Source organism: Streptomyces sp. GD-15H (assembly GCF_045291515.1).
In the GTDB taxonomy this organism is placed as follows: Bacteria; Actinomycetota; Actinomycetes; order Streptomycetales; family Streptomycetaceae; genus Streptomyces.
The window spans coordinates 3,189,320-3,207,815 of record NZ_CP149447.1; the positions used below are offsets into that span (position 1 = coordinate 3,189,320).

General features: G+C 72.7%; 14 protein-coding genes and 3 pseudogenes. 10 read left to right on the plus strand and 7 right to left on the minus strand.

Going from position 1 to position 18,496, the window contains the following annotated elements; genetic code table 11:
* Window positions 1-36 precede the first annotated feature (36 nt).
* Window positions 37-1,116, minus strand: coding sequence for a succinyl-diaminopimelate desuccinylase (gene dapE / locus WJ438_RS14705; RefSeq protein ID WP_406725642.1), 1,080 nt, complete (start codon window positions 1,114-1,116; stop codon window positions 37-39).
* Between the two features lie 81 nt (window positions 1,117-1,197).
* On the opposite strand from dapE, the gene WJ438_RS14710 reads away from it, so the two are divergent.
* Together WJ438_RS14710 and WJ438_RS14715 are read left to right on the plus strand one after the other, a co-directional pair.
* Entirely contained in the window at window positions 1,198-2,217 is a 1,020-nt protein-coding gene (locus WJ438_RS14710) for a heavy metal transporter (protein WP_406725643.1), read from the plus strand.
* Between the two features lie 323 nt (window positions 2,218-2,540).
* Window positions 2,541-2,786, plus strand: a pseudogene (locus WJ438_RS14715) (ATP-binding protein); the annotation flags it as partial.
* Window positions 2,787-2,938: 152 nt separating this feature from the next.
* Here WJ438_RS14715 and WJ438_RS14720 read toward each other — a convergent pair.
* Both WJ438_RS14720 and fdxA read right to left on the minus strand, forming a co-directional pair.
* On the minus strand, window positions 2,939-4,036 hold the full coding sequence (locus tag WJ438_RS14720) for a bifunctional succinyldiaminopimelate transaminase/glutamate-prephenate aminotransferase (RefSeq protein ID WP_406725644.1): 1,098 nt from the start codon (window positions 4,034-4,036) through the stop codon (window positions 2,939-2,941).
* 192 nt (window positions 4,037-4,228) lie between these two features.
* Entirely contained in the window at window positions 4,229-4,546 is a 318-nt protein-coding gene (gene fdxA, locus WJ438_RS14725; RefSeq protein ID WP_042172700.1) for a ferredoxin, read from the minus strand.
* 140 nt (window positions 4,547-4,686) lie between these two features.
* Between fdxA and WJ438_RS14730 the strand changes: the two genes are divergently transcribed.
* The 8 genes and pseudogenes from WJ438_RS14730 to WJ438_RS14765 all read left to right on the plus strand — a co-directional run bounded on the left by WJ438_RS14730 (window position 4,687) and on the right by WJ438_RS14765 (window position 13,515).
* Complete coding sequence (locus WJ438_RS14730) at window positions 4,687-5,859, plus strand: GNAT family N-acetyltransferase (RefSeq protein ID WP_406725645.1); 1,173 nt, start codon at window positions 4,687-4,689, stop codon at window positions 5,857-5,859.
* 17 nt (window positions 5,860-5,876) lie between these two features.
* Window positions 5,877-6,727 (plus strand): annotated as a pseudogene (locus WJ438_RS14735) (SirB1 family protein).
* Window positions 6,728-6,838: 111 nt separating this feature from the next.
* Complete coding sequence (locus tag WJ438_RS14740) at window positions 6,839-7,312, plus strand: MarR family winged helix-turn-helix transcriptional regulator (protein ID WP_406725646.1); 474 nt, start codon at window positions 6,839-6,841, stop codon at window positions 7,310-7,312.
* Window positions 7,313-7,535: 223 nt separating this feature from the next.
* Window positions 7,536-9,185, plus strand: coding sequence for an MFS transporter (locus tag WJ438_RS14745; protein ID WP_406725647.1), 1,650 nt, complete (start codon window positions 7,536-7,538; stop codon window positions 9,183-9,185).
* A 181-nt stretch (window positions 9,186-9,366) separates the two neighbouring features.
* Window positions 9,367-12,086, plus strand: a pseudogene (locus WJ438_RS14750) (LuxR C-terminal-related transcriptional regulator).
* A 125-nt stretch (window positions 12,087-12,211) separates the two neighbouring features.
* Complete coding sequence (locus WJ438_RS14755) at window positions 12,212-12,409, plus strand: hypothetical protein (protein WP_406729693.1); 198 nt, start codon at window positions 12,212-12,214, stop codon at window positions 12,407-12,409.
* Between the two features lie 204 nt (window positions 12,410-12,613).
* Window positions 12,614-13,057 (plus strand): SHOCT domain-containing protein, encoded by a 444-nt coding sequence (locus WJ438_RS14760; RefSeq protein WP_406725648.1) that lies wholly within the window; start codon window positions 12,614-12,616, stop codon window positions 13,055-13,057.
* 20 nt (window positions 13,058-13,077) lie between these two features.
* The gene (locus tag WJ438_RS14765; RefSeq protein ID WP_406725649.1) at window positions 13,078-13,515 is read left to right on the plus strand and encodes a hypothetical protein; all 438 of its coding nucleotides are present in this window, start codon (window positions 13,078-13,080) and stop codon (window positions 13,513-13,515) included.
* 140 nt (window positions 13,516-13,655) lie between these two features.
* Here the strand turns inward: WJ438_RS14765 and WJ438_RS14770 are convergent, their stop codons facing one another.
* From WJ438_RS14770 to WJ438_RS14785, 4 genes are all read right to left on the minus strand, one after another.
* Entirely contained in the window at window positions 13,656-15,926 is a 2,271-nt protein-coding gene (locus WJ438_RS14770; RefSeq protein WP_406725650.1) for a hypothetical protein, read from the minus strand.
* A gap of 193 nt (window positions 15,927-16,119) precedes the next feature.
* The gene (locus tag WJ438_RS14775; RefSeq protein ID WP_406729694.1) at window positions 16,120-16,512 is read right to left on the minus strand and encodes a DUF6113 family protein; all 393 of its coding nucleotides are present in this window, start codon (window positions 16,510-16,512) and stop codon (window positions 16,120-16,122) included.
* Between the two features lie 26 nt (window positions 16,513-16,538).
* The gene (mshB, locus tag WJ438_RS14780; RefSeq protein WP_406725651.1) at window positions 16,539-17,462 is read right to left on the minus strand and encodes an N-acetyl-1-D-myo-inositol-2-amino-2-deoxy-alpha-D-glucopyranoside deacetylase; all 924 of its coding nucleotides are present in this window, start codon (window positions 17,460-17,462) and stop codon (window positions 16,539-16,541) included.
* A gap of 375 nt (window positions 17,463-17,837) precedes the next feature.
* Window positions 17,838-18,473, minus strand: a complete 636-nt coding sequence (locus WJ438_RS14785) for a Uma2 family endonuclease (protein ID WP_406725652.1) — start codon at window positions 18,471-18,473, stop codon at window positions 17,838-17,840.
* Window positions 18,474-18,496 lie beyond the last annotated feature (23 nt).

Here is an 18,496-nt window from a genome sequence, read left to right on the forward strand (position 1 = left end):
GTCAGCATGTCCGCGGGACGGCGTTCCAAAACGCCCTCACGCGGTCAGCCAGGACCGCAGCCGCTCCTCCCCCGCCAGGATCTTCGCCGTGTCCACGCGTTCGTCCCGCTTGTGCGCCAGGTGCGGGTTGCCGGGACCGTAGTTGACCGCCGGGACGCCCAGCGCCGAGAAGCGGGAGACGTCCGTCCAGCCGTACTTGGGCTGGGGGGTGCCGCCCACGGCCTCGATGAAGGCCGCCGCGGCCGGGTGGGACAGGCCGGGCAGGGCCGCGCCGCTGTGGTCGTCGACGACGAACTCGGCCACGCCGCAGTCCGCGAAGATTTCACGCACATGGGCCAGGGCCTCGGCCTCCGAGCGGTCGGGCGCGTAGCGGAAGTTGACGGTGACGACGCACTCGTCGGGGATGACGTTGCCGGCCACGCCCCCGGAGATCGCCACCGCGTTCAGGCCCTCCCGGTACTCCAGGCCGTCGATCACCGGATGGCGCGGCTCGTAGGAGGCGAGGCGGGCGAGGATGGGGGCGGCCGTGTGGATCGCGTTGGAGCCCAGCCAGCTCCGCGCGGAGTGGGCGCGCTCGCCCGTGGTCTTCAGCAGCACCCGGAGGGTGCCCTGGCAGCCGCCCTCCACCTGGCCGTCGGAGGGCTCGAGGAGTACCGCGAAGTCGCCCTCCAGCCAGTCGGGGTGCTGCTCGGCGACGTGCTTCAGTCCGTTGAGGTCCGCGGCGACCTCCTCGTTGTCGTAGAAGACGAAGGTCAGGTCCCGGTTGGGGGCGGGGACGGTGGCCGCGATGCGCAACTGGACCGCCACGCCCGCCTTCATGTCGCAGGTGCCGCAGCCCCACAGCACGCCGTCCGCGTCGAGCCGGGAGGGGAGGTTGTCCGCGATCGGGACGGTGTCGATGTGACCGGCGAGGATCACACGCTCCGCGCGCCCCAGGTTCGTCCGGGCCACGACGTTGTTGCCGTACCGGTCGACCGTGAGGTGCGGCAGGGCGCGCAGGGCGGACTCGATCGCGTCCGCGAGCGGCTTCTCGGTGCCGCTGACGGAGGGGAAGTCGACGAGCCGCGCGGTCAGTCGTGCCGCGTCCAGGGTGAGGTCAAGTGGGGTGTCGGCCATGGCGACGACCCTAACGCGCGGGCCCGGGCACACTGTCCCCACCCGGCACACACACCTCGTACTCTCCAGTACCTTGTACGCGTGTCAGAGCCACCCCTTCCTTCCAAGCGCCGTGGCCGCCTCTTCCGCTTCGGGGCGGCCTCCGTGGTCCTCCTCGGAGTCGCCGGGTACCTCGCGGTCCAGTACGACTCGGGGGGCAGCGGCGGACCGGGCTGCCGAGTCGTGTCCGGCAAGGGCGACGGAGCCACGTACGAGTTCACGCCGGAGCAGGCGGTGAACGCGGCGACGATCACCGCTGTGGGCACCGCGCGCGAACTGCCCGAGCGTGCCGTGACGATCGCGCTGGCGACGGCCCTCCAGGAGTCGGCGCTGCGGAACATCGACTACGGCGACCGTGACTCGCTCGGCCTGTTCCAGCAGCGCCCCTCGCAGGGCTGGGGCACACCGGAGGAGATCATGGACCCGGTGTACTCGGCGGGGAAGTTCTACGACGGCCTGGAGAAGGTGCCGGGGTACACCCGGCTCCCCCTCACCGTCGCCGCGCAGCGGGTGCAGCTCAGCGGCTTCCCGCAGGCATACGCCAAGCACGAGCCGGACGCCACCCTGCTGGCCGCCGCCCTCACCGGTCACTCGGCGGCCACCCTGACCTGCAAGGGCCGTCCGGGGGCGACCCGCGCGGCGGATACGGACGCGGTACGCGCGGCGCTGGCGCGGGACTTCGGGCGGGACACGCTGGAACCGGCCGGCGCCGAGGTGAGCGACACGGCGGACTCCTCGGCCCCCTCTCCGGCCTCGTCCGCCGCCCCCACCGCTCCCTCGGGGGACGCCGCCGTCGACTCCGACGGGCGGACCGTGACGCTGCCGGTCCGCGCCGGCGCCGACGCGGGACGGAAGGCCGGGGCACAGGGCTGGCAGCTCGCGCACTGGGCCGTGGCCAACGCCTCCGAGTTGCACATAGAGCGGGTGGCGTACGCCGGGCGGGAGTGGACCGCGGGGGGCGCCGACGACCAGTGGCGCGTGCTCGACGGCGAGACCGACGGCAAGAACACCGAGGCCGCGGGCGACGGCGCGGGCGAGGTCCGGATCACGACCGCGCCGTAGTGCCGCACAGTGGTGCGAGAGGTCGCTCCCAGGGGTTGCGCGGAGCGCGGGCCGCCGACGGTGTGCGCGGGTTTCCGCCTCGCCACCCCTGGTGCGGCGGTACCCCTTGGGGCTGCGCCGCTGTAACCATTCGGCAGCCCGCCGAACCGCGTACCGTTCGTCCGTTTTTCTACGCAGCCGATAATGCGACGCATTACCAACTCTTTACGTCGCCCTACCGCAACCTTCCTGGCCTTCGAGCGGTAGTCACTGCGTCCGAGCCCGGAGATCAACCGCCGGGTCCGGCTGGACACGTCATCGTTCCCTCCCGCTCAAGGAGCACCATGTCCCTCCCCCTGACCCGCCGGATCGCCCGTGCCGCACTGCTCGTCGCCGCCGGAGCGGCCGCCGGGGTCGGTGCGGCCGGTTCCGCCGTCGCGGCCCCCGAGCTGCCGGCCACCCCGAACGTCGGCGGGCTGACCGCCCTGGACGGGTCGAACCTGGCCGGCCCCGTGAACGACACGACGCAGGTCGTCAACGAGACCGCGGGCACCACCGGCTCCCTCCCCCTGGACGGCGTGCCGACGGCCCAGACCCTGCCGGCCACGTCGCTGCCGCTCGGCTGATCCGACCCGCCCCCGGCGCGTGCGCCGGTATGTATGCCCCTGCGCCGACGGGGCCCGGGGTTCTCCCCGGGCCCCGTCGGCGCATGTCGTGCCCCCGCGGCGTCACACCCGCCGCGTCACGCCTTCAGGCGTTCCACCGCCGCGCGGACGCGCTCGTCCGTGGCGGTCACGGCGACGCGTACGTACTTCTCGCCCGCCGGGCCGTAGAAGTCGCCCGGCGCGACCAGGACGCCGCGCTCCGCGAGGCGGCCGACGGTGTCCCAGCAGGACTCGTCGCGGGTGGCCCACAGGTAGAGCCCGGCCTCGCTGTGTTCGATGCGGAAGCCGTGCCCCAGCAGGGCCATCCGCAGGGCGGAGCGGCGGGCCGCGTACCGCTCACGCTGGACGCGCACGTGTTCGTCGTCGCTCAGGGCCGCCACCACGGCCGCCTGGGTGGGCGCCGAGGTCATCATGCCGCCGTGCTTGCGGATCTGCAGCAGCGGTCCGAGGACGTCGGGGTCACCGGCCAGGAAGGCGGCGCGGTAGCCCGCGAGGTTGGACCGCTTGGACAGCGAGTGCACGGAGACGATGCCCTCGTACGAGCCACCGTTGACGTCCGGGTGCAGCACCGAGACCGGGTCGGCGTCCCAGCCCAGTTCGAGGTAGCACTCGTCGGAGAAGACGAGGACGCCGTGCTCACGGGCCCAGGCGACGATCCGGGTCAGCTCCGCCTTGGAGAGCACCCGGCCCGTCGGGTTGGACGGGGAGTTCAGCCAGAGAAGCTTCAGGCCCGTCGGGTCCAGGTCGGTCGGATCGTCGTACGCCTCGTGCTCCGCGCGGGCCAGGCGGGCGCCGACCTCGTACGTCGGATAGGCCAGGCGCGGGTACGCCACCCGGTCGCCGGGGCCGAGACCCAGCTGGGTGGGGAGCCAGGCGACCAGTTCCTTGGAGCCGACGACCGGCAGCACATGGCGGTGGGTGACCTCGCGGGCGCCCAGGCGACGCTCCACCCAGCGGGTGAGCGCGTCGCGCAGTTCCGGGGTGCCCCAGACCGTGGGATAGCCGGGGGAGTCCGCAGCGGCGATCAGGGCCTTCTGGATCCGCTCGGGGACCGGGTCGACGGGGGTGCCGACCGAGAGGTCGACGATGCCGTCGGGGTGCCCGGCGGCCGTCTTCTTGTAGGGCTCCAGCTTGTCCCAGGGAAAGGTGGGCAGCCGGTCGGAGACTGCGGACACGGGTTCTGGCTCACTTTCTGGTGCGGCACTGCTACTGCGCTGCTGCCGCACCGGTACGGCAAACGCCTCGGCCCCGCGCGGCGATCGGGTCGATCGGACCGTACGGAACCGAGGCGGCACAGACGTGCGGGCCGGGCTGAGCGACAGGCCCCCGGGTTCCGGGGCGTGTCGCCGCTACAGGAGCAGCGCGTTCTAGGCCTGCGGCGGCAGCGCGGCGATGAAGGGGTGGTCTCGCTCGATCAGCCCCAGCTTGCTGGCGCCGCCGGGTGAGCCGAGGTCGTCGAAGAACTCGACGTTCGCCTTGTAGTAGTCCTTCCACTCCTCGGGAGTGTCGTCCTCGTAGAAGATGGCCTCGACCGGGCAGACCGGTTCACAGGCGCCGCAGTCGACGCATTCGTCCGGGTGGATGTACAAGGACCGCCGGCCCTCGTAGATGCAGTCGACCGGGCACTCCTCGATGCACGCCTTGTCCTTCACGTCGACACAAGGCTGCGCGATGACGTAGGTCACGCTGTCGTTCCTCCTCGGTAGGGCGCCGGCGGGCCTCCTCAGGCTCCGCCGCCTGGCGCGCGGGAGCGCGGCGTCGTCGATGCCCGCCCCTAGTATCTCCGTTCCTGGGCATGATCCGAACAGGAGGGGTGAACTGACCTGTGGAAATCTCTGCGGCCGGGCGTCTCGAGGTCCGCATCACCGCTGCTGACGTGGGCAAACGGGTCTCCGTACGGAGCTTGATCGAAGACGGCCCGCCGGGTGAGAGGTTCACCGACGCGGTCGGAGTTCTCACATCATGGGACAACGGTGTGCTGCGGATCACACGAAAGAACGGGGAAAGCGTCCACATCGCGGAATCCGCACTGGTCGCGGGCAAGGTGGTGCCCGCCCGCCACCCGACCGCCGCCCCTCGAGGAGGCGCTCCGCGCCACGAGACGGCCGCACCGGCCCGCAGGCGCGGTCCTGCCGCCTCGTACGAGGAACTGGCGCGGGTCTCCGCGCGGGCGTGGCGGCCCGTGGAGAGCGCGCGGCTGGGCGACTGGGAGCTGAGGGCTGCGGCCGGCTACACGCGCCGGGCCAACTCCGTGCTGCCGCTCGGCGACCCGGGCATGCCGCTGGACGAGGCGCTGACGGCCGTATGCCGTTGGTACGCCGACCGGGGGCTGCCCGCCTACCTCCAGACGGCGACCGGCGCCGCGGGGACGCAGGAGCAGCTGTGCGCGGAGCTGGAGCGGCGGGGCTGGGTACGCGAGGTGACCGCCGAGCTGTGGATCGGCGGCCTCGCCCCGATCGCCGACGCGGAACCCTCTGGGCCGCGGGACGTGGAGGTCGTGCTGTCCCGGGAGGCCGACGAGGCGTGGCTCGCGCGCTACCGGCGCAGGGGCGTGAGCGAGGTGGCCCTGAAGGTCCTGGGACGGGGGTCCCCCCGCTCATGGGGATCCCCCCGCTCATGGGGGTCCCCCCGCTCGAGCGAAGTCGAGAGTGGGGGAGAAGTCGAGAGTGGGGGAGGGCCCTCCGTGTGGTTCGCGACCGTGCCGGGTGAGCCCGCACCTGCGGCGATCGGGCGGTGCGTCGTCGACGGGCGGTGGGCGGGCTTCGCGGCGGTCGAGGTGGATCCGGCCCAGCGGCGGCGCGGACTCGCGACGGCCGTGATGGCGGCGCTCGCCCGGCGGGCGCTCGACGAGGGCGCGTCGGCCGCGTGGCTCCAGGTCGAGGACGACAACGCGGAAGCGCGCGCCCTGTACGACAGGATGGGCTTCGCCGTACATCACGCGTACCACCACTACCGCGCGCCCGACTCACCGGCTCCGGCAGGTGACGGATCGCCGTGAGAGGGCACTGACCGGTTATGCGCTCCCCCCACCCGCCGCCCCCTGAACGGTCCGCCGAGCTGCGGCGGCGGTTCACCGAGGAGGCCCGGTCCGAGCGGCCGGATCTGGCCACGCTCTGCCTGCTGGTCGGCGCGGAGGCGGACGGCACCCTGGACGAGGCCGGCATGGACGCCGCGCAGATCGAGTTGGACGCGCTGGCCGGCCGGCTCCCTACCGGCCCGGCGCACCGCGCGCCTGGGCGTCGGCGCTGCGGGAGCTGCTGGGCGAGCGGTACGGCTTCCACGGCACCCCGGGCGACTACCAGCGCCTGGAGTCGTCGCTGCTGCACGAGGTACTGCGACGCCGGCGCGGGCTGCCGATCCTGCTGTCGGTGGTCTGGCTGGAGGTGGCCCGGCGAGCGGGCGCCCCGGTGTACGGGGTCGCACTCCCCGGACATTTCGTGGTGGGCTTCGGAAAGGCGGAGCAGCAGGTGCTCGTCGATCCCTTCGACGGGGGCCGGGTGCTGACCGGGGCCGATGCGGAGCTGCTGGTCGCCGGGGCCACGGGGACACCGCTGGACGCGTCGATGCTGACGCCGGCCGATCCGCTGGACGTCGTCCTGCGCATCCTGAACAACATCCGGGCGTGGGCGGCCGCCCGCCCGGAGCGGTCGGACGTGGCGCTGTGGGCGGTGGAGCTGTCCCTGCTGCTCCCCTCCCGGCCGGCCCGGCTGCGGTACGAGCGGGCCCAGCTGCTGGTGCAGCGCGGTGACTTCGCCGGCGGCGCGGACGAGCTGGAGGCGTACGCCGAGGTGGTGGCCGCGGTGGACGAGCCGGCCGCGGACCGGATCCGAGGCCAGGCCCGAGCGGCACGGGCACTGCTCAACTAGCTCGGCCGGGCTTGTCACCGGCTCAGCCGGGGCCGTCGGCCCGAGGCGCGCCGCGAGATCCGGCACACACCTCGCTTGACATAGGTATGATCTAATACCTACTGTCTTCTGGTGTCCACAAGCAGTGCCTCCGAACAGCGCGTCGCACACGTGAGCTCCGAGCTCGCGGCGTGCCTGCCCGTGCTGCACCGGGCCCTGGACCGGCGGGTGGCGAGCGAGTATCCGCACCCGAAGCCGCCCGAGGGACAGCTCGCACTGCTGAGGTTCGTCGCCCAGCACGAGGGCGCCACGGTGCGCGAGGCGGCCGAGGCACTGCTGATGAAGCCCAACAACGTCAGCGCACTGGTCTCCCAGCTCACGGAGCGGGGAGAACTGGAGCGCCGGCAGGACGGCATCGACAAGCGCGTCGCCCACCTCCACCTCACGGAGTCCTCGCGGCAGCGCATCACAGAGGTGAGCGCTCTGGAGCAGAGCCACCTCGGCCGGGCGATGCAGTCCCTCACCGACGGTGAGCTGGACGCGCTCGGTTCCGCCGTGGGTGCGCTGAAAGCACTGACCCGGCACCTTCACTCAGCGGCCCGCTGACGAGGGCGTCAGCAGCACGGGCCCACGCGTCGCGCGTGTTCCCGCGCTGAGGCGTTCGGCTTCCCGCTGTCCCTCTCCCTTTCCCCCAAGGCAGTCCTGCCCGGGGCAGTCCCCCGTGGGCGGCCCCGATCACGGCTCGGCACGCCCGGCTGCCCGATCACGACCCCCGGCCATTCGCCGTGCGGTTCGTTCGTCCCCCTTTGAGAAAGAAACGGCTCTCTTCATGGCGTCCACACCCGTGGATCACTCCGCCCCCGCCCCCGACACGGCTGCTCCCCCGCAGTCGACGCTCGAGCGCCTCCGGGCCAACCCCTGGCTCGCGCTGATCGCGGTGTCGTTCGGCCTGCTCATGGTGCAGCTCGACGGTTCCGTCGTCGCCATCGCCAACCCGGCGATCGGCAAGGACCTCGGGGCCAGCACCGCGGAACTGCAGTGGGTCACCAACTCCTACCTGATCGCGCTCGCCGCCTCGATGATCCTCGGCGGCAAGCTCGGCGACCGGTTCGGTCGGCGCTTCTACTACCTCGTCGGCGTCGGCGGGTTCGTCGTCACCTCGGTCGCGATCGGCCTGGCCGGCAGTATCGAGGGCGTCATCCTCTTCCGCGCCCTGCAGGGTCTGGCCGGCGGCATCCTGATGCCCAACACGCTGGGCATCCTGCGCGCCGTCTTCCCGCCGAAGCGGTTCGCGCTCGCGGTGGGCATCTGGGGCATGGTCTCGGCCGTGTCGACCTCGCTGGGCCCGATCGTCGGCGGTCTGCTCGTCGAGCACGTCAACTGGGAGTCGGTCTTCTACCTGAACGCGCCGATCGGCGTCATCGCGCTGCTGTTCAGCATGGCGGTCCTCTCCGAGTCCAAGAGCCCCACCGGCCGGCACCGCTTCGACATCCCCGGCGTCGTCCTGCTCGCCGCGGGCATGGTCGCCCTGGTCTTCGGCATCGTCAAGGGCGAGACGTGGGGCTGGGCCTCCGCCGGAACCCTCGGCTCCCTCGTCCTCGGCCTGGCGCTCCTGGCCGTCTTCGGCTGGTACGAGACCCGGCAGGAGCACCCGCTGCTGCCGATGCGCCTGTTCCGCAACCGGTCGCTGACCACCGGTGCGGTCATCACCCTGCTGAACTTCTTCGTGATGCTCGGCGGCATCTTCTTCATCATGCTGTACCTGCAGAACGTGCGGGGCTACACGCCGGTCGAGGCCGGTATCAGCACGCTGCCGATGTCGATCGCGTCGCTGTTCGCCTCTCCGATCGGCTCCCAGCTGACCACCCGCTTCGGCGCCCGCGTCACGATTCCGCTGGGTCTGGCCCTCTCGGCCGCCGCCATGTTCGGCATGCTCACGTGGACCGTCGACTCGTCCTACGCGACGATGTGGCCGCCGTTCCTCGCGATGGGCCTCGGCGTCGGCATCGTGCTGCCCGCCACCGCCGCCACGATCATCGGCAACGCGCCGGTCAAGGACGGCGGTGTGGCGTCCGGCCTGCAGTCCACGATGCTGCAGATCGGTGGTGCGCTCGGTACCTCGGTGCTGATCACCGTGATCGCCGGCAAGGTCGGTTCCTCGCTGTTCGGTGAGCTGACCACCGCGGGGGTCCCGACGGGCATGGCGCACGGCCTGGAGCAGGCCGAGGACGCCGTCACGATGGGCATCGCCCCGGTCTCCGGCGACATGTCGGCGGAGATCAGGGCCGCCGTCATCGAGGGCAGTGGCCAGGCGTTCGTCAACGGTCTGCACTCCGCCGTCACCGTCACCGGCATCCTGTGCGTCCTCGGTGCCGTGGCCGCCGTCCTCGGCGTCAAGAGCCGCGCCGAGGAGGCGAAGGACATGCGTGCCCAGTCGGCGAACGCCGAGGAGCCCGTAGTGGTCGTCGCCGCTCACTGAGCGACAGCACACGCGTGCGCGCGTGGGAAGCGGCGCTGCCGGGGCCGAGTTCGGCCCCGGCAGCGCCGCTTCCGCGTCTTCGCGGGTCGCCCCTGCGCGGATACGGCTGCGGTGCGCGGGACAGGACGAACGCGGGGATACTGGGGAGGTGCAGCGCCTCGCGTGACGCGACCGACGGTGAGTGGTGAGCGCCGTGGCCATCGACGGCTTCCCGGAACGGGACACTCCCGGCCTCCCTGGTGTCGATCCCCGGGGGGACCCGTTCCTGCGGACCCGGTACGCCGTCCCCCGAGACCCGTCACCTTCCTGCGCCGGGAGCGCCTGATCCGGCGTCTCGACGGTGCCCTCGCCACACCTCTGACGCTCGTCAACGGGTCGGCGGGAGCCGGCAAGACCCTGCTCGTCGCGGACTGGGCGGCCGGCCTCGACCGGCCCGTGGCCTGGTTCACCACCGACGCGGCGGATCTGCGTCCCGGCGTGTTCTGGGCGTACGTACTGCGGGCCCTGCGCGCCGCCGGGGTGCCGGTGCCCGCGGCGGTGGGCTGTCCCGCCGATCCGAGCCGGGTGGACGAGACGCTGCTGAACCGGCTGGCCGCCGAGCTGAGCGGCCCGGCGGCGCGGCGGCCGGCGGTCCTCGTGCTCGACGAGTTCGACCGGGTCGCCGCGCCGGAGACGGCCGCCCAACTGGACTTCGTCCTGCGGCACGCGGGACCGGGCCTGCGTCTGGTCGTGGTCTCCCGTACGGAACCGCTGCTGCCGCTGCACCGCTACCGGGTCGCCGGGGAGCTGACGGAGATCCGGGACGCGGAACTGGCGTTCACCGCGCGGGAGGCGCGCGAACTCCTCGACCGGCACGGACTGTCCCTCTCCGTGCCCCGCGCGAACGCCCTCGTGGACCGCACCCGGGGGTGGGCCGCCGGGTTGCGGCTGTGCGCGCTGGCTGCGCGGGAGAGCCCCGACCCGGAGGCGTATCTGAAGGAGTTCGAGGCCGGGCAGAGCACGGTGGCCGACTTCCTGCTGTCCGAGGTGCTGAACATCCAGCCGCCCGGTACGCAGGACATGCTGCTGCGGGTCAGTGTCCTGGAGCGGTTCTGCCCCGACCTGGCGAACGCGCTGACGGGGCGCTCCGACGCCGGGCCCGTACTGCACTCCCTGCACCGCCGCAACGCCTTCGTGCAGCACCTCGGGCACTCCTGGTACCGCCTGCACCCGTTGTTCGGGGAGATCCTGCGGGCGCATCTGGGGATGCGGTGCCCCGGTCTGGCACCGGAGCTGCACCGGCGGGCCGCGCGCTGGCTGGAGGAGGCGGGATTCCGCCCGGAGGCGCTCGTCCACGGTGCCGCCGCCGGTGACTGGGACTTCGCCGCCGGCACCCTGGTCGCCGATCTGGCCATCGGCCAGCTGTTCACCGGGCTGCGCTCGGCCGGTCTGGACGACCTGTTCTCCCGTATGGCGCCCGGCGCCACGGGCCCCGCGCCGGAACTCGTACGGGCCGCCCGCGGCCTCGCCCGCGGCGATCCGGGCCGGGGGTCGGCTCATCTGGAGCGCGCCGGGAGGCAGCTTGCCGAGGGGGTCCCGGACCCGGCGGCGCGGCTGTGCTGGGCTCTGCTGGAGGTTTTGGCGGCCCGCCTGACGGGGTCTTCGGCGCGTGCGGAGCGGGCCGCCCGGCTGGCCGGGGAGTTGCGCGGTGCCGTACCCGCCGATCTGCTGGACCGGCATCCCGAGCTCACCGCGCTGCTGCTGACCCATCTGGGCTCGGCCCGGCTGTGGGCGGGCCGCTTCGAGGACGCCCGGACGGCCCTGACCGCGGCCGCCGCCGGGCCCGAGGGGGCGTCGACCGCGCTGCCCAGGGAGGACGCCCTGGCCCAGCTCGCGCTGATCGACCATCTCCACGGCTGGCCGGGGCGGGCGGAGCACAGAGCGTCCCGGGCGCTGGCCGAGACCGCGCGGTACAGCCTTCCCGGCCCTCCCGGCACCGGCATGGAGCAGTTGGTGCTGGCGGCGGTGGCGGTGGACCGCGACGAGTTGGACCGGGCACAGGAACTGCTCGACGAGGCGGCCACCCCCATGGAGAACGCGTCGCACCCCGCGACGCGCCCCGGATCGCGATCGCCCGCGCCCTCCGCCTCGCACGACCCGGTCGCGCTGGCGGGGCGGGCCGTCGTCACGGCCCGGCTGCTGCTGGCCCGCGGTGATGCGCGCGCCGCCGTCCGGGCGGCCGGGCCGGACGTCACCGCCGAGGTGCCCTCCCCCTGGGTGCGGGGCCACGCGGCCCTGGTGGAGGCCGCCTCGCACCTGGCCGGGGGACGGCCGGAGGCAGTCGTCGAGGCGCTCCACGAAATACCCCTCGACCAGCCGGCCTGTGTCGTGGAGGCCGCCAGGATGCAGCTCGCCGTGGGCAATCCCGGTGAGGCGGCCGAACTCCTCGACGCGCTGCGCGACGCGGGCCGGACCGGACCCGGGGTGTCCGTGCGGGCCGCACTGGTACGGGCCCGGATCGGGCACCTGGCGGGGGACCCGGCCACCGCCCGCCGGTGGCTCGCCGCGGCGCTGCGCGGCGCCCGGCACGGGCATCTGCGCCGCCCCTTCGTGGACGCCGGGCCGTGGATCGGGCCGCTGCTGGACACGGCCCCGCTACGGGGGCTGGCCGCGGGCTGGCTCGTCACCGGGCCCGCCGACGTGCCGCCGCCCGTGGTGCCGCCCGTAATGGAGGAGCTGAGCGGCCGGGAGCGGGATGTGCTGCGGCGGCTCGCGCGGATGATGACGACCGAGGAGATCGCCGCCGATCTGTACGTGTCGGTCAACACGGTCAAGACCCACCTCAAGAGCGTCTACCGGAAGCTCGACGTCAACCGCCGCGCCGACGCCGTACGCCGGGCCCGCGACCTGCGGCTGCTCTGAGACGGCCGCCACCCGCATGCCGCCTCCGCTCACCTGCCGCGGGTGAGGGTGGGTGGCCGGGCGGGGTGGACGATCGCAGGGTGGCAGCAGCCTGCCGCCTGCCCGAGCCGTGGGAGGAGGGGCGCGTGCACTACGAGATCCGCGTCGACGGACACATGTCGGACACGCTGACCGAGACCTTCCCCGAGCTGGACCATGTCGTGATCCGGGGCCAGACCGTGCTGTTCGGCAAGGTCGTCGACGAGGCACATCTGTACGGGCTGCTGGCCCGCCTGCGCTCCCTGGGTCTCCGCGTGGTCGAGATGCGCCCGACTCCCCGCTGACGCCACGCTGCCCCGACGGGGCCGGAGGCCCCACGGGTCGCACATCCGGCCTGGGGATCGATGGAACCGTGGTCGGGTTCCGCGACATGCCCCTTTGCAGACCCGGGGCCTCCAGGATCACCCGTCGGGGGTGAGGCCGCACGGTCGTCACCGTGGGCAGCCTGGATACCGGTGCGCATCTCCCGCGCCGGACGGAGGAGAGCCATGAGCCCCGCGACGTACCTCGCGTACGACTACCCCCTGCTCGGGGCCTTCTGGACGATGCTGCAGCTGTTCCTGTGGGTCACGTGGTTCGTGCTGCTGTTCCGGGTCGTCGTCGACATCTTCCGGGACGACTCGCTGAGCGGCTGGGCCAAGACGGGCTGGATGATCTTCGTCATCGTGCTGCCCTTCCTCGGCGTGTTCGTCTACGTCATCGCCCGCGGCCGGAACATCGGCAGGCGGCAGATCGCGCAGGCCCGGGCGCAGCAGGAAGCGTTCGACAGCTACATCCGGGAGACCGCGGCGGGCCGCGGCGGGCAGACCGTCACCGTTGACGAACTGCACCGGCTGTCCGAGATCCGCTCGCGCGGCGACCTCACCGACGAGGAGTTCGACCGGGCCAAGGAACTGGTGCTCAGCGGCCACGGCGCCGGGCGCGCCCGCTGACGACGGAAAGGGACGGAAAAATGGCTACGGGTCGCACCCATCACCCACATGCCCAAGCACGCGCGTACGCGCCCTCCGCGAAGCGCCAGTGGGCCGGCGGACTGACCGTCTTCGGCGGCGTCATGCTGATGCTCGCCGGAATCCTCAACATCGTCCGGGGCATCGCCGGGATCGCCGAGGACGACGTCTTCGTCGCGACGAACGACTACGTCTTCAAGTTCGACCTCACGTCCTGGGGCTGGATCCACCTGATCCTGGGCGCGGTGGCCGTGCTCGTCAGCGTCGGGCTGTTCCAGGCCAGTACGTGGGCACGGGTGGCCGGTGTGGCGATCGGCGGGCTCATCATGATCGCCAACTTCGTCTCGCTGCCGTACTTCCCGGTCTGGTCGGTCGTGATGATCGGCCTCTCCGGCGTCATGATCTGGGCCCTGTGCACGGTACGGCGCGAGGACGTCTGAGGCGGGGTCCTCCGGGTCCTCCGGGAGGACCCCGGCCGGCGCTCGGCCTTCCGGCCGCCGCACGACGGATGTCGTGCGGCGGCCGGGGTCGGTCTCGGTGCGGCCGGGGATCGGTCTCGTTCAGCCGGGGCCGGTCTGGGTCAGCTGGGGTCGGTCTCGATCACGGCGACGCGGTCGCTGGTGCTCAAGAGCGCGGGACGCAGGGCGCCGATCACGTCCTCGACGGTGACCGGGGTCTTCTCCCCGTTGCCGCGGGTGATCAGCACGCCGTCGAAGACGTCACCGTAGAGGTCTTTGAGCGCCTTCCGGTCGTAGTACTCGACCAGCTTGCCGTCCTGCGCCTTGACGCCGAGGAACTTCCACAGCGATTTCTCCGGGCTGAAGGAGATCTGCTGGGCTGCGTCGATCTGGACCGTGACCAGGCCGGACATCGCCGGCTCGGCGAACTCCTTCATCATCCGGTCGACCTCGGCCTTGGAGACCGTGGGCTCCCGGGTGGTGGTCGGGACCTTCACCGGGGACGAGGAGCCGGTCTCCACCTGGGTCCGGTACGCCTCCTCGACCGCGTCGGTCGACTTGTCGACGTCGATGCCCGCGCCGGGCTTGCCGTAGACGGGGACGGCCTTGCCGGACTCGAACTTGATCGTGCCGTCGTTGCCGGAGCCGCCGCCCGCGGACTCCAGGGCGGCGTGCAGCTTCTCCTCGTCGACGGGGATGACGGGGGCGACGACGCGGCTGTTGCCGAAGAGCGAGCCGATCACGGAGACCGGATGGTAGTCGCTCTTCGCCGCCGCGCCGACGGTGGCGTCGGTGTCGAACTGAAGTCCGGCGTTGTCCGGCTGCAGTTCGACGGTCTTGTCGCCGACGACCAGCTTGAGCGGCTTGTTCAGCCGGTCGGCGAGGGCCTTGTCGAGCGTCTTCACGGCCTCGTCGCGGGTGCCGCCGCCGATGTCGACGCCGAGCACGGTGGTGCCCTTGGGCACGTCGGAGTGGTTCATCAGCAGGCCGGCGCCGTAGGCGACCCCGATGAGGAAGACCACGCCGCCGCCGATCAGGGCGAGCTTGTTGCGCCCCTTCTTCTTCGGCGGCTTCGAGGACGTCGCCGGGGGCGGGGTCGGGGCGGCCGGTTCGGGGAACCTGGAGGGCGTGAGGGGGCCGGGGTCACCGGCGGGGGCGTCCGCGTCGAAGGCGGCGCTCGCCGGGACGACCGGGGCGCCGCTGGTGGCGGTGTGCCCGGAGACGTTGTGGTGGCGGGCGCCGTAGCCCGGGGCGTCAGGTCCGGGAGCGGGGATCTGCGGGGTGAGGCTCGCGGTGTCGTCGCTCAGCCCGCCGCCGGAACCGCCCGGGCCGTGGGGGCCACTGCCGCGCGACGGGATCACCGGCCCCTGGCCGGTGACCGGACCGGTCGTGGGACCCTCGGGCCCACCCTTGTACAACGCCGATCTGGGCTGCCCGGGCGGCCCGGACGCACCGGGCTGCTCGGGATGGTCGGGGTACTCGGGATGCCCGGGGTACTCGGGATGCCCGGGGTGCCCGGGGTACTCGGGATGGCCGGGGTGCCCGGCCTGGCCGCCGCCGGCCAGCGCCTCGGTCACGTCGAAGGAACCGGTGCCGCCGCCGTGCCCGGGGGCCACCGGACCGCCGGTCGCGCCGGAGAGCCCGCCGACCTTGCCTGCGCCGGCCCCGGGTGCGGAACCGTTCGCGCCGGCGGGGCCGCCGGCGCCGCCGGGCCGGGAGCCCCCGCTCGTCACACTCATGCCGCCGGCCACGCCGGCCGGACGTCCTCCCGTCCGCGCACCACCGGGCGCACCGGCGCCGGAAGCACCGGAGGGGCCGCCCGCGGGCGCCGCGGGACCCGAACCGCTCGGCGTACCCGCTCCGTTGCCGGAGCCGCCGCCCGTACCGCCCTTGCCCGCGCCGGACTTGCGGGGCGCGAACCAGTCGCTGGTCGGCTTCTCCGCCGGGGCCGACTGCTGCGGGGCCGACCTCTGCGGAACCAACTGCCCCGAGCCGCCGGGCTGCGCGCCCGGAGCCGCCACGGCCGGCGGCTCGACGGGACCGGCGCCGATACCTGTACCGGTGCCCGCGGGCCTGGGCGCACCAGGCGCCGACGTCTGCCCCTCGGCACGGGTGCCGCTGTCGTCCGTGCCCTCGCCGTCCGTGACGGGCTTGCGCACGACGACCGGCGGAATGGGCCTGGATCCGGGGATGTTGATCCGGATTCTGGTCGTCAGGGTGGTCTCGGTCTTGCGTTCGTCCGGACGCCGTCCGTCCGGCCGCGCGGCCGGACGGCCCACGGCCGCCGCCTCGTCCGGAACCGCCGGAATCCCGTAGGGCGGAGTGCCCGACGGGTACGCGGCTCCGCCGCGCCCGTCGGGCCCGGTGGACGGAGTGTCAGTTTCACGACTCAAGGCAGGTTCTCCCGGTTGGCTCCGCCGCCCGTCACGACCTCACGGTGGGGTCCCCCCACTCGACCGGAGCCGAGAGTGCGGGGAGGCTCAGCGGCGCGCGCACCACCATACTGGCCGCATCCGGCCCGTATCTCAGGACCGCCGGGGAAACCCGCACGGGACCCGCACGCGCGTACCGCGGCGAAGTGGTACGTCACTTCCCAAGTCGGACGGTGTGGCCGCCCGGTTGCCGCACCGGCGCGAGGGTGGCGCAGATCACAGCCACGGCGATGCCGCCGAGCAGGAAGAGATAGGTACCGGCTCCCGCGGTGAACAGGAAGTCACCTTCCGGGCGGGTAACGGTGAGCAGGAGGACGGCGATCACCCAACCACCGGCGGCCGACGCGGCTCCGGCCCGGCTGCGGAGGGCGAGGCCCGCGCCGAGACAGATCCCGGCCTCGCCCGCGAGGGCGAGCAGCAGCCCGCCCGGGAACCAGGCGGGCTGTACCAGCGCCCCGGCCGCACCGACCACGGCACCGAGGAGGAACAGCCCCACACAGGCGGCGAGCCGCCCGGCGGAGGGCAGGCGCAGCGGCTGGGCCAGCATCGAGGTGGGCTGCCCGTTCCGGTCGTTCACGACGCCTCCCCCGCACCGACTCCGGTGTCCACTCCCGCGAACAGGTCGCGCTCCCGGCCGACGGAACGTTCTCCGCGCACCAACTCGTAGTACTCGGTGGTGAACAGCGGCTGCGCGAGTGCGTTGGAGAGCACGAAGTACGGCTCGGCCACCGTGATCTGGGTGGCGTGCGCCCGCATGGCGGCGGCCTTGGCTGCGGCATACGCCGTACCGTCGACCTCGGCGGTGACGTGCGCGTCGGAGACGACGCCGGGTACGTCGCCGACACTGCCCGCCTTGTCGAACGGCAGCCCGGACAGTTCGTCGTTCAGACGCGCGAAAGCCGCCTCGGCGACGGAGCGGGGCACCCGGTTCCAGTACACCTTGGGGACGTCCCACCCGTCCGCCGCGGCCCTCGCGGCCAGCTCGACGGCGCGCATGGCGACACGGTGCGCCTGGATGTGGTCGGGGTGCCCGTAGCCGCCGTGCTCGTCGTACGTGACGAGCACCTGGGGCCGGACCTCGCGGATCACCTCGGCGAGCAGACCGGCGGCCTGGTCGACGTCGGCCTGCCAGAAGCACCCGGGGTCGTCGTTGTCGGGCAGGCCCCTCATCCCGGAGTCGCCGTAGCGCCCGGCGCCGCCGAGCAGCCGGAAGTCGTCGACACCGAGCGCGCGCATCGCCTCGGCCAGCTCACCCATCCGGTACTGCCCGAGGGCGGCACCGCTCAGGTGGGCCAGCTCGGGCGGAATGACCTCGCCGCGCTCACCGAGCGTGCAGGTGACCAGTGTCACGTGGGCCCCCTCGGCGGCGTACCGGGCCATGGTGGCGCCGTTGTTGATCGACTCGTCGTCCGGGTGGGCGTGCACCAGCATCAGCCGCCGGGCGGAGCGAGAGGGGGGTCCCCCCGGCCGAGGGCTGGGGGAGGGCTGTTCCGTCATGCGCTCCACCCTATGAGGACAGGGTGGGTGAACCCGGCGGGCCGGGGGTGTGGAGCCGCGAAACTGTGCCACTTCTCCGGAATGTGTCACAGTCTGCGGCCGGGACACCCCGGATCACCGACACGGGTCCAGAGGCCCGGTACCACCGGGTGGATTCGACCAACGGCTTCCACGAGGTGCCGGGCCCTCCTCGCTCACACCCGGGGGCGCGTTTCACCGTCCCGGCCTGGAAACAGCCATGTGCACCCCCGCGATCGCTCTTCGCCACGATCTTCACGAACACGAGCACGATCGCAGAGCCGCCGGGGAGGATGGGTCGAGCCAGGACGGGGGGCCCGGGCGAAGGTCGCCGAAACAGTCTCCTCCGTTTCCGGATCACGCCTCTGAGGACTCGGCGGACCCGGTCTCTTCCGCACCGCCGTCCCGGTAGCGCGGCAGGCCGCTCGTGGCGATGGTCCACTCCCCGATGGTGACGTCCTCGCCGTAGACGAAGTCCTTACGCGTGGCGTAACGGGGGCCGTCCGGAGTGGGGTGGATGTCGGTGAGGACAGCGCCACTGCCGGTGCGGGGGTCGAAGATCGCGTAGACGGGGATGCCGAGCAGCGGGTAGTCGCGCATCTTGCCCACCCAGTCGTTCCGTGGATTGGATCGGGAGACGACTTCGATGGCCGCGATGAGCGTACGGGCGTCGAAGGATCCCTCGATGTCCATGTCCTCTTCGGCGATCACCATGACGTCAGGCCGGCGCATGACGCCTTCAGGCTCGTCTTCCACATCAGGCTCACCCGTATGGGCCACAAGCTCCTCCGGCATGACCTTCTCCAGGCGTTTCCGGAGTCGCAGTGTGGTCAGCTCGTGCCGCCCGCTGGGCGACATCATGTCGTGGACGATCCCTTCCTTGGTGATCTCGAATTTGCCCGGCAGCGTGTCGCCCGTCGACTGAACGAAGTCGCGCATGGCCCGGTACGGGTGAGAGGCGCCCTGGTACGTGTCGTCAGGTGCGATGGTCATGGCGCTCGCTCCTCGTCGTCTGT

Coding starts and splice junctions, on each gene's coding strand:
- WJ438_RS14760 (WP_406725648.1), top strand. CDS start 12,614: ATGAGCCCCGCGACGTACCTCGCGTACGACTACCCCCTGCTCGGGGCC.
- WJ438_RS14775 (WP_406729694.1), bottom strand. CDS start 16,512: ATGCTGGCCCAGCCGCTGCGCCTGCCCTCCGCCGGGCGGCTCGCCGCC.
- dapE (WP_406725642.1), bottom strand. CDS start 1,116: ATGGCCGACACCCCACTTGACCTCACCCTGGACGCGGCACGACTGACC.
- WJ438_RS14745 (WP_406725647.1), top strand. CDS start 7,536: ATGGCGTCCACACCCGTGGATCACTCCGCCCCCGCCCCCGACACGGCT.
- mshB (WP_406725651.1), bottom strand. CDS start 17,462: ATGACGGAACAGCCCTCCCCCAGCCCTCGGCCGGGGGGACCCCCCTCT.
- WJ438_RS14765 (WP_406725649.1), top strand. CDS start 13,078: ATGGCTACGGGTCGCACCCATCACCCACATGCCCAAGCACGCGCGTAC.
- WJ438_RS14785 (WP_406725652.1), bottom strand. CDS start 18,473: ATGACCATCGCACCTGACGACACGTACCAGGGCGCCTCTCACCCGTAC.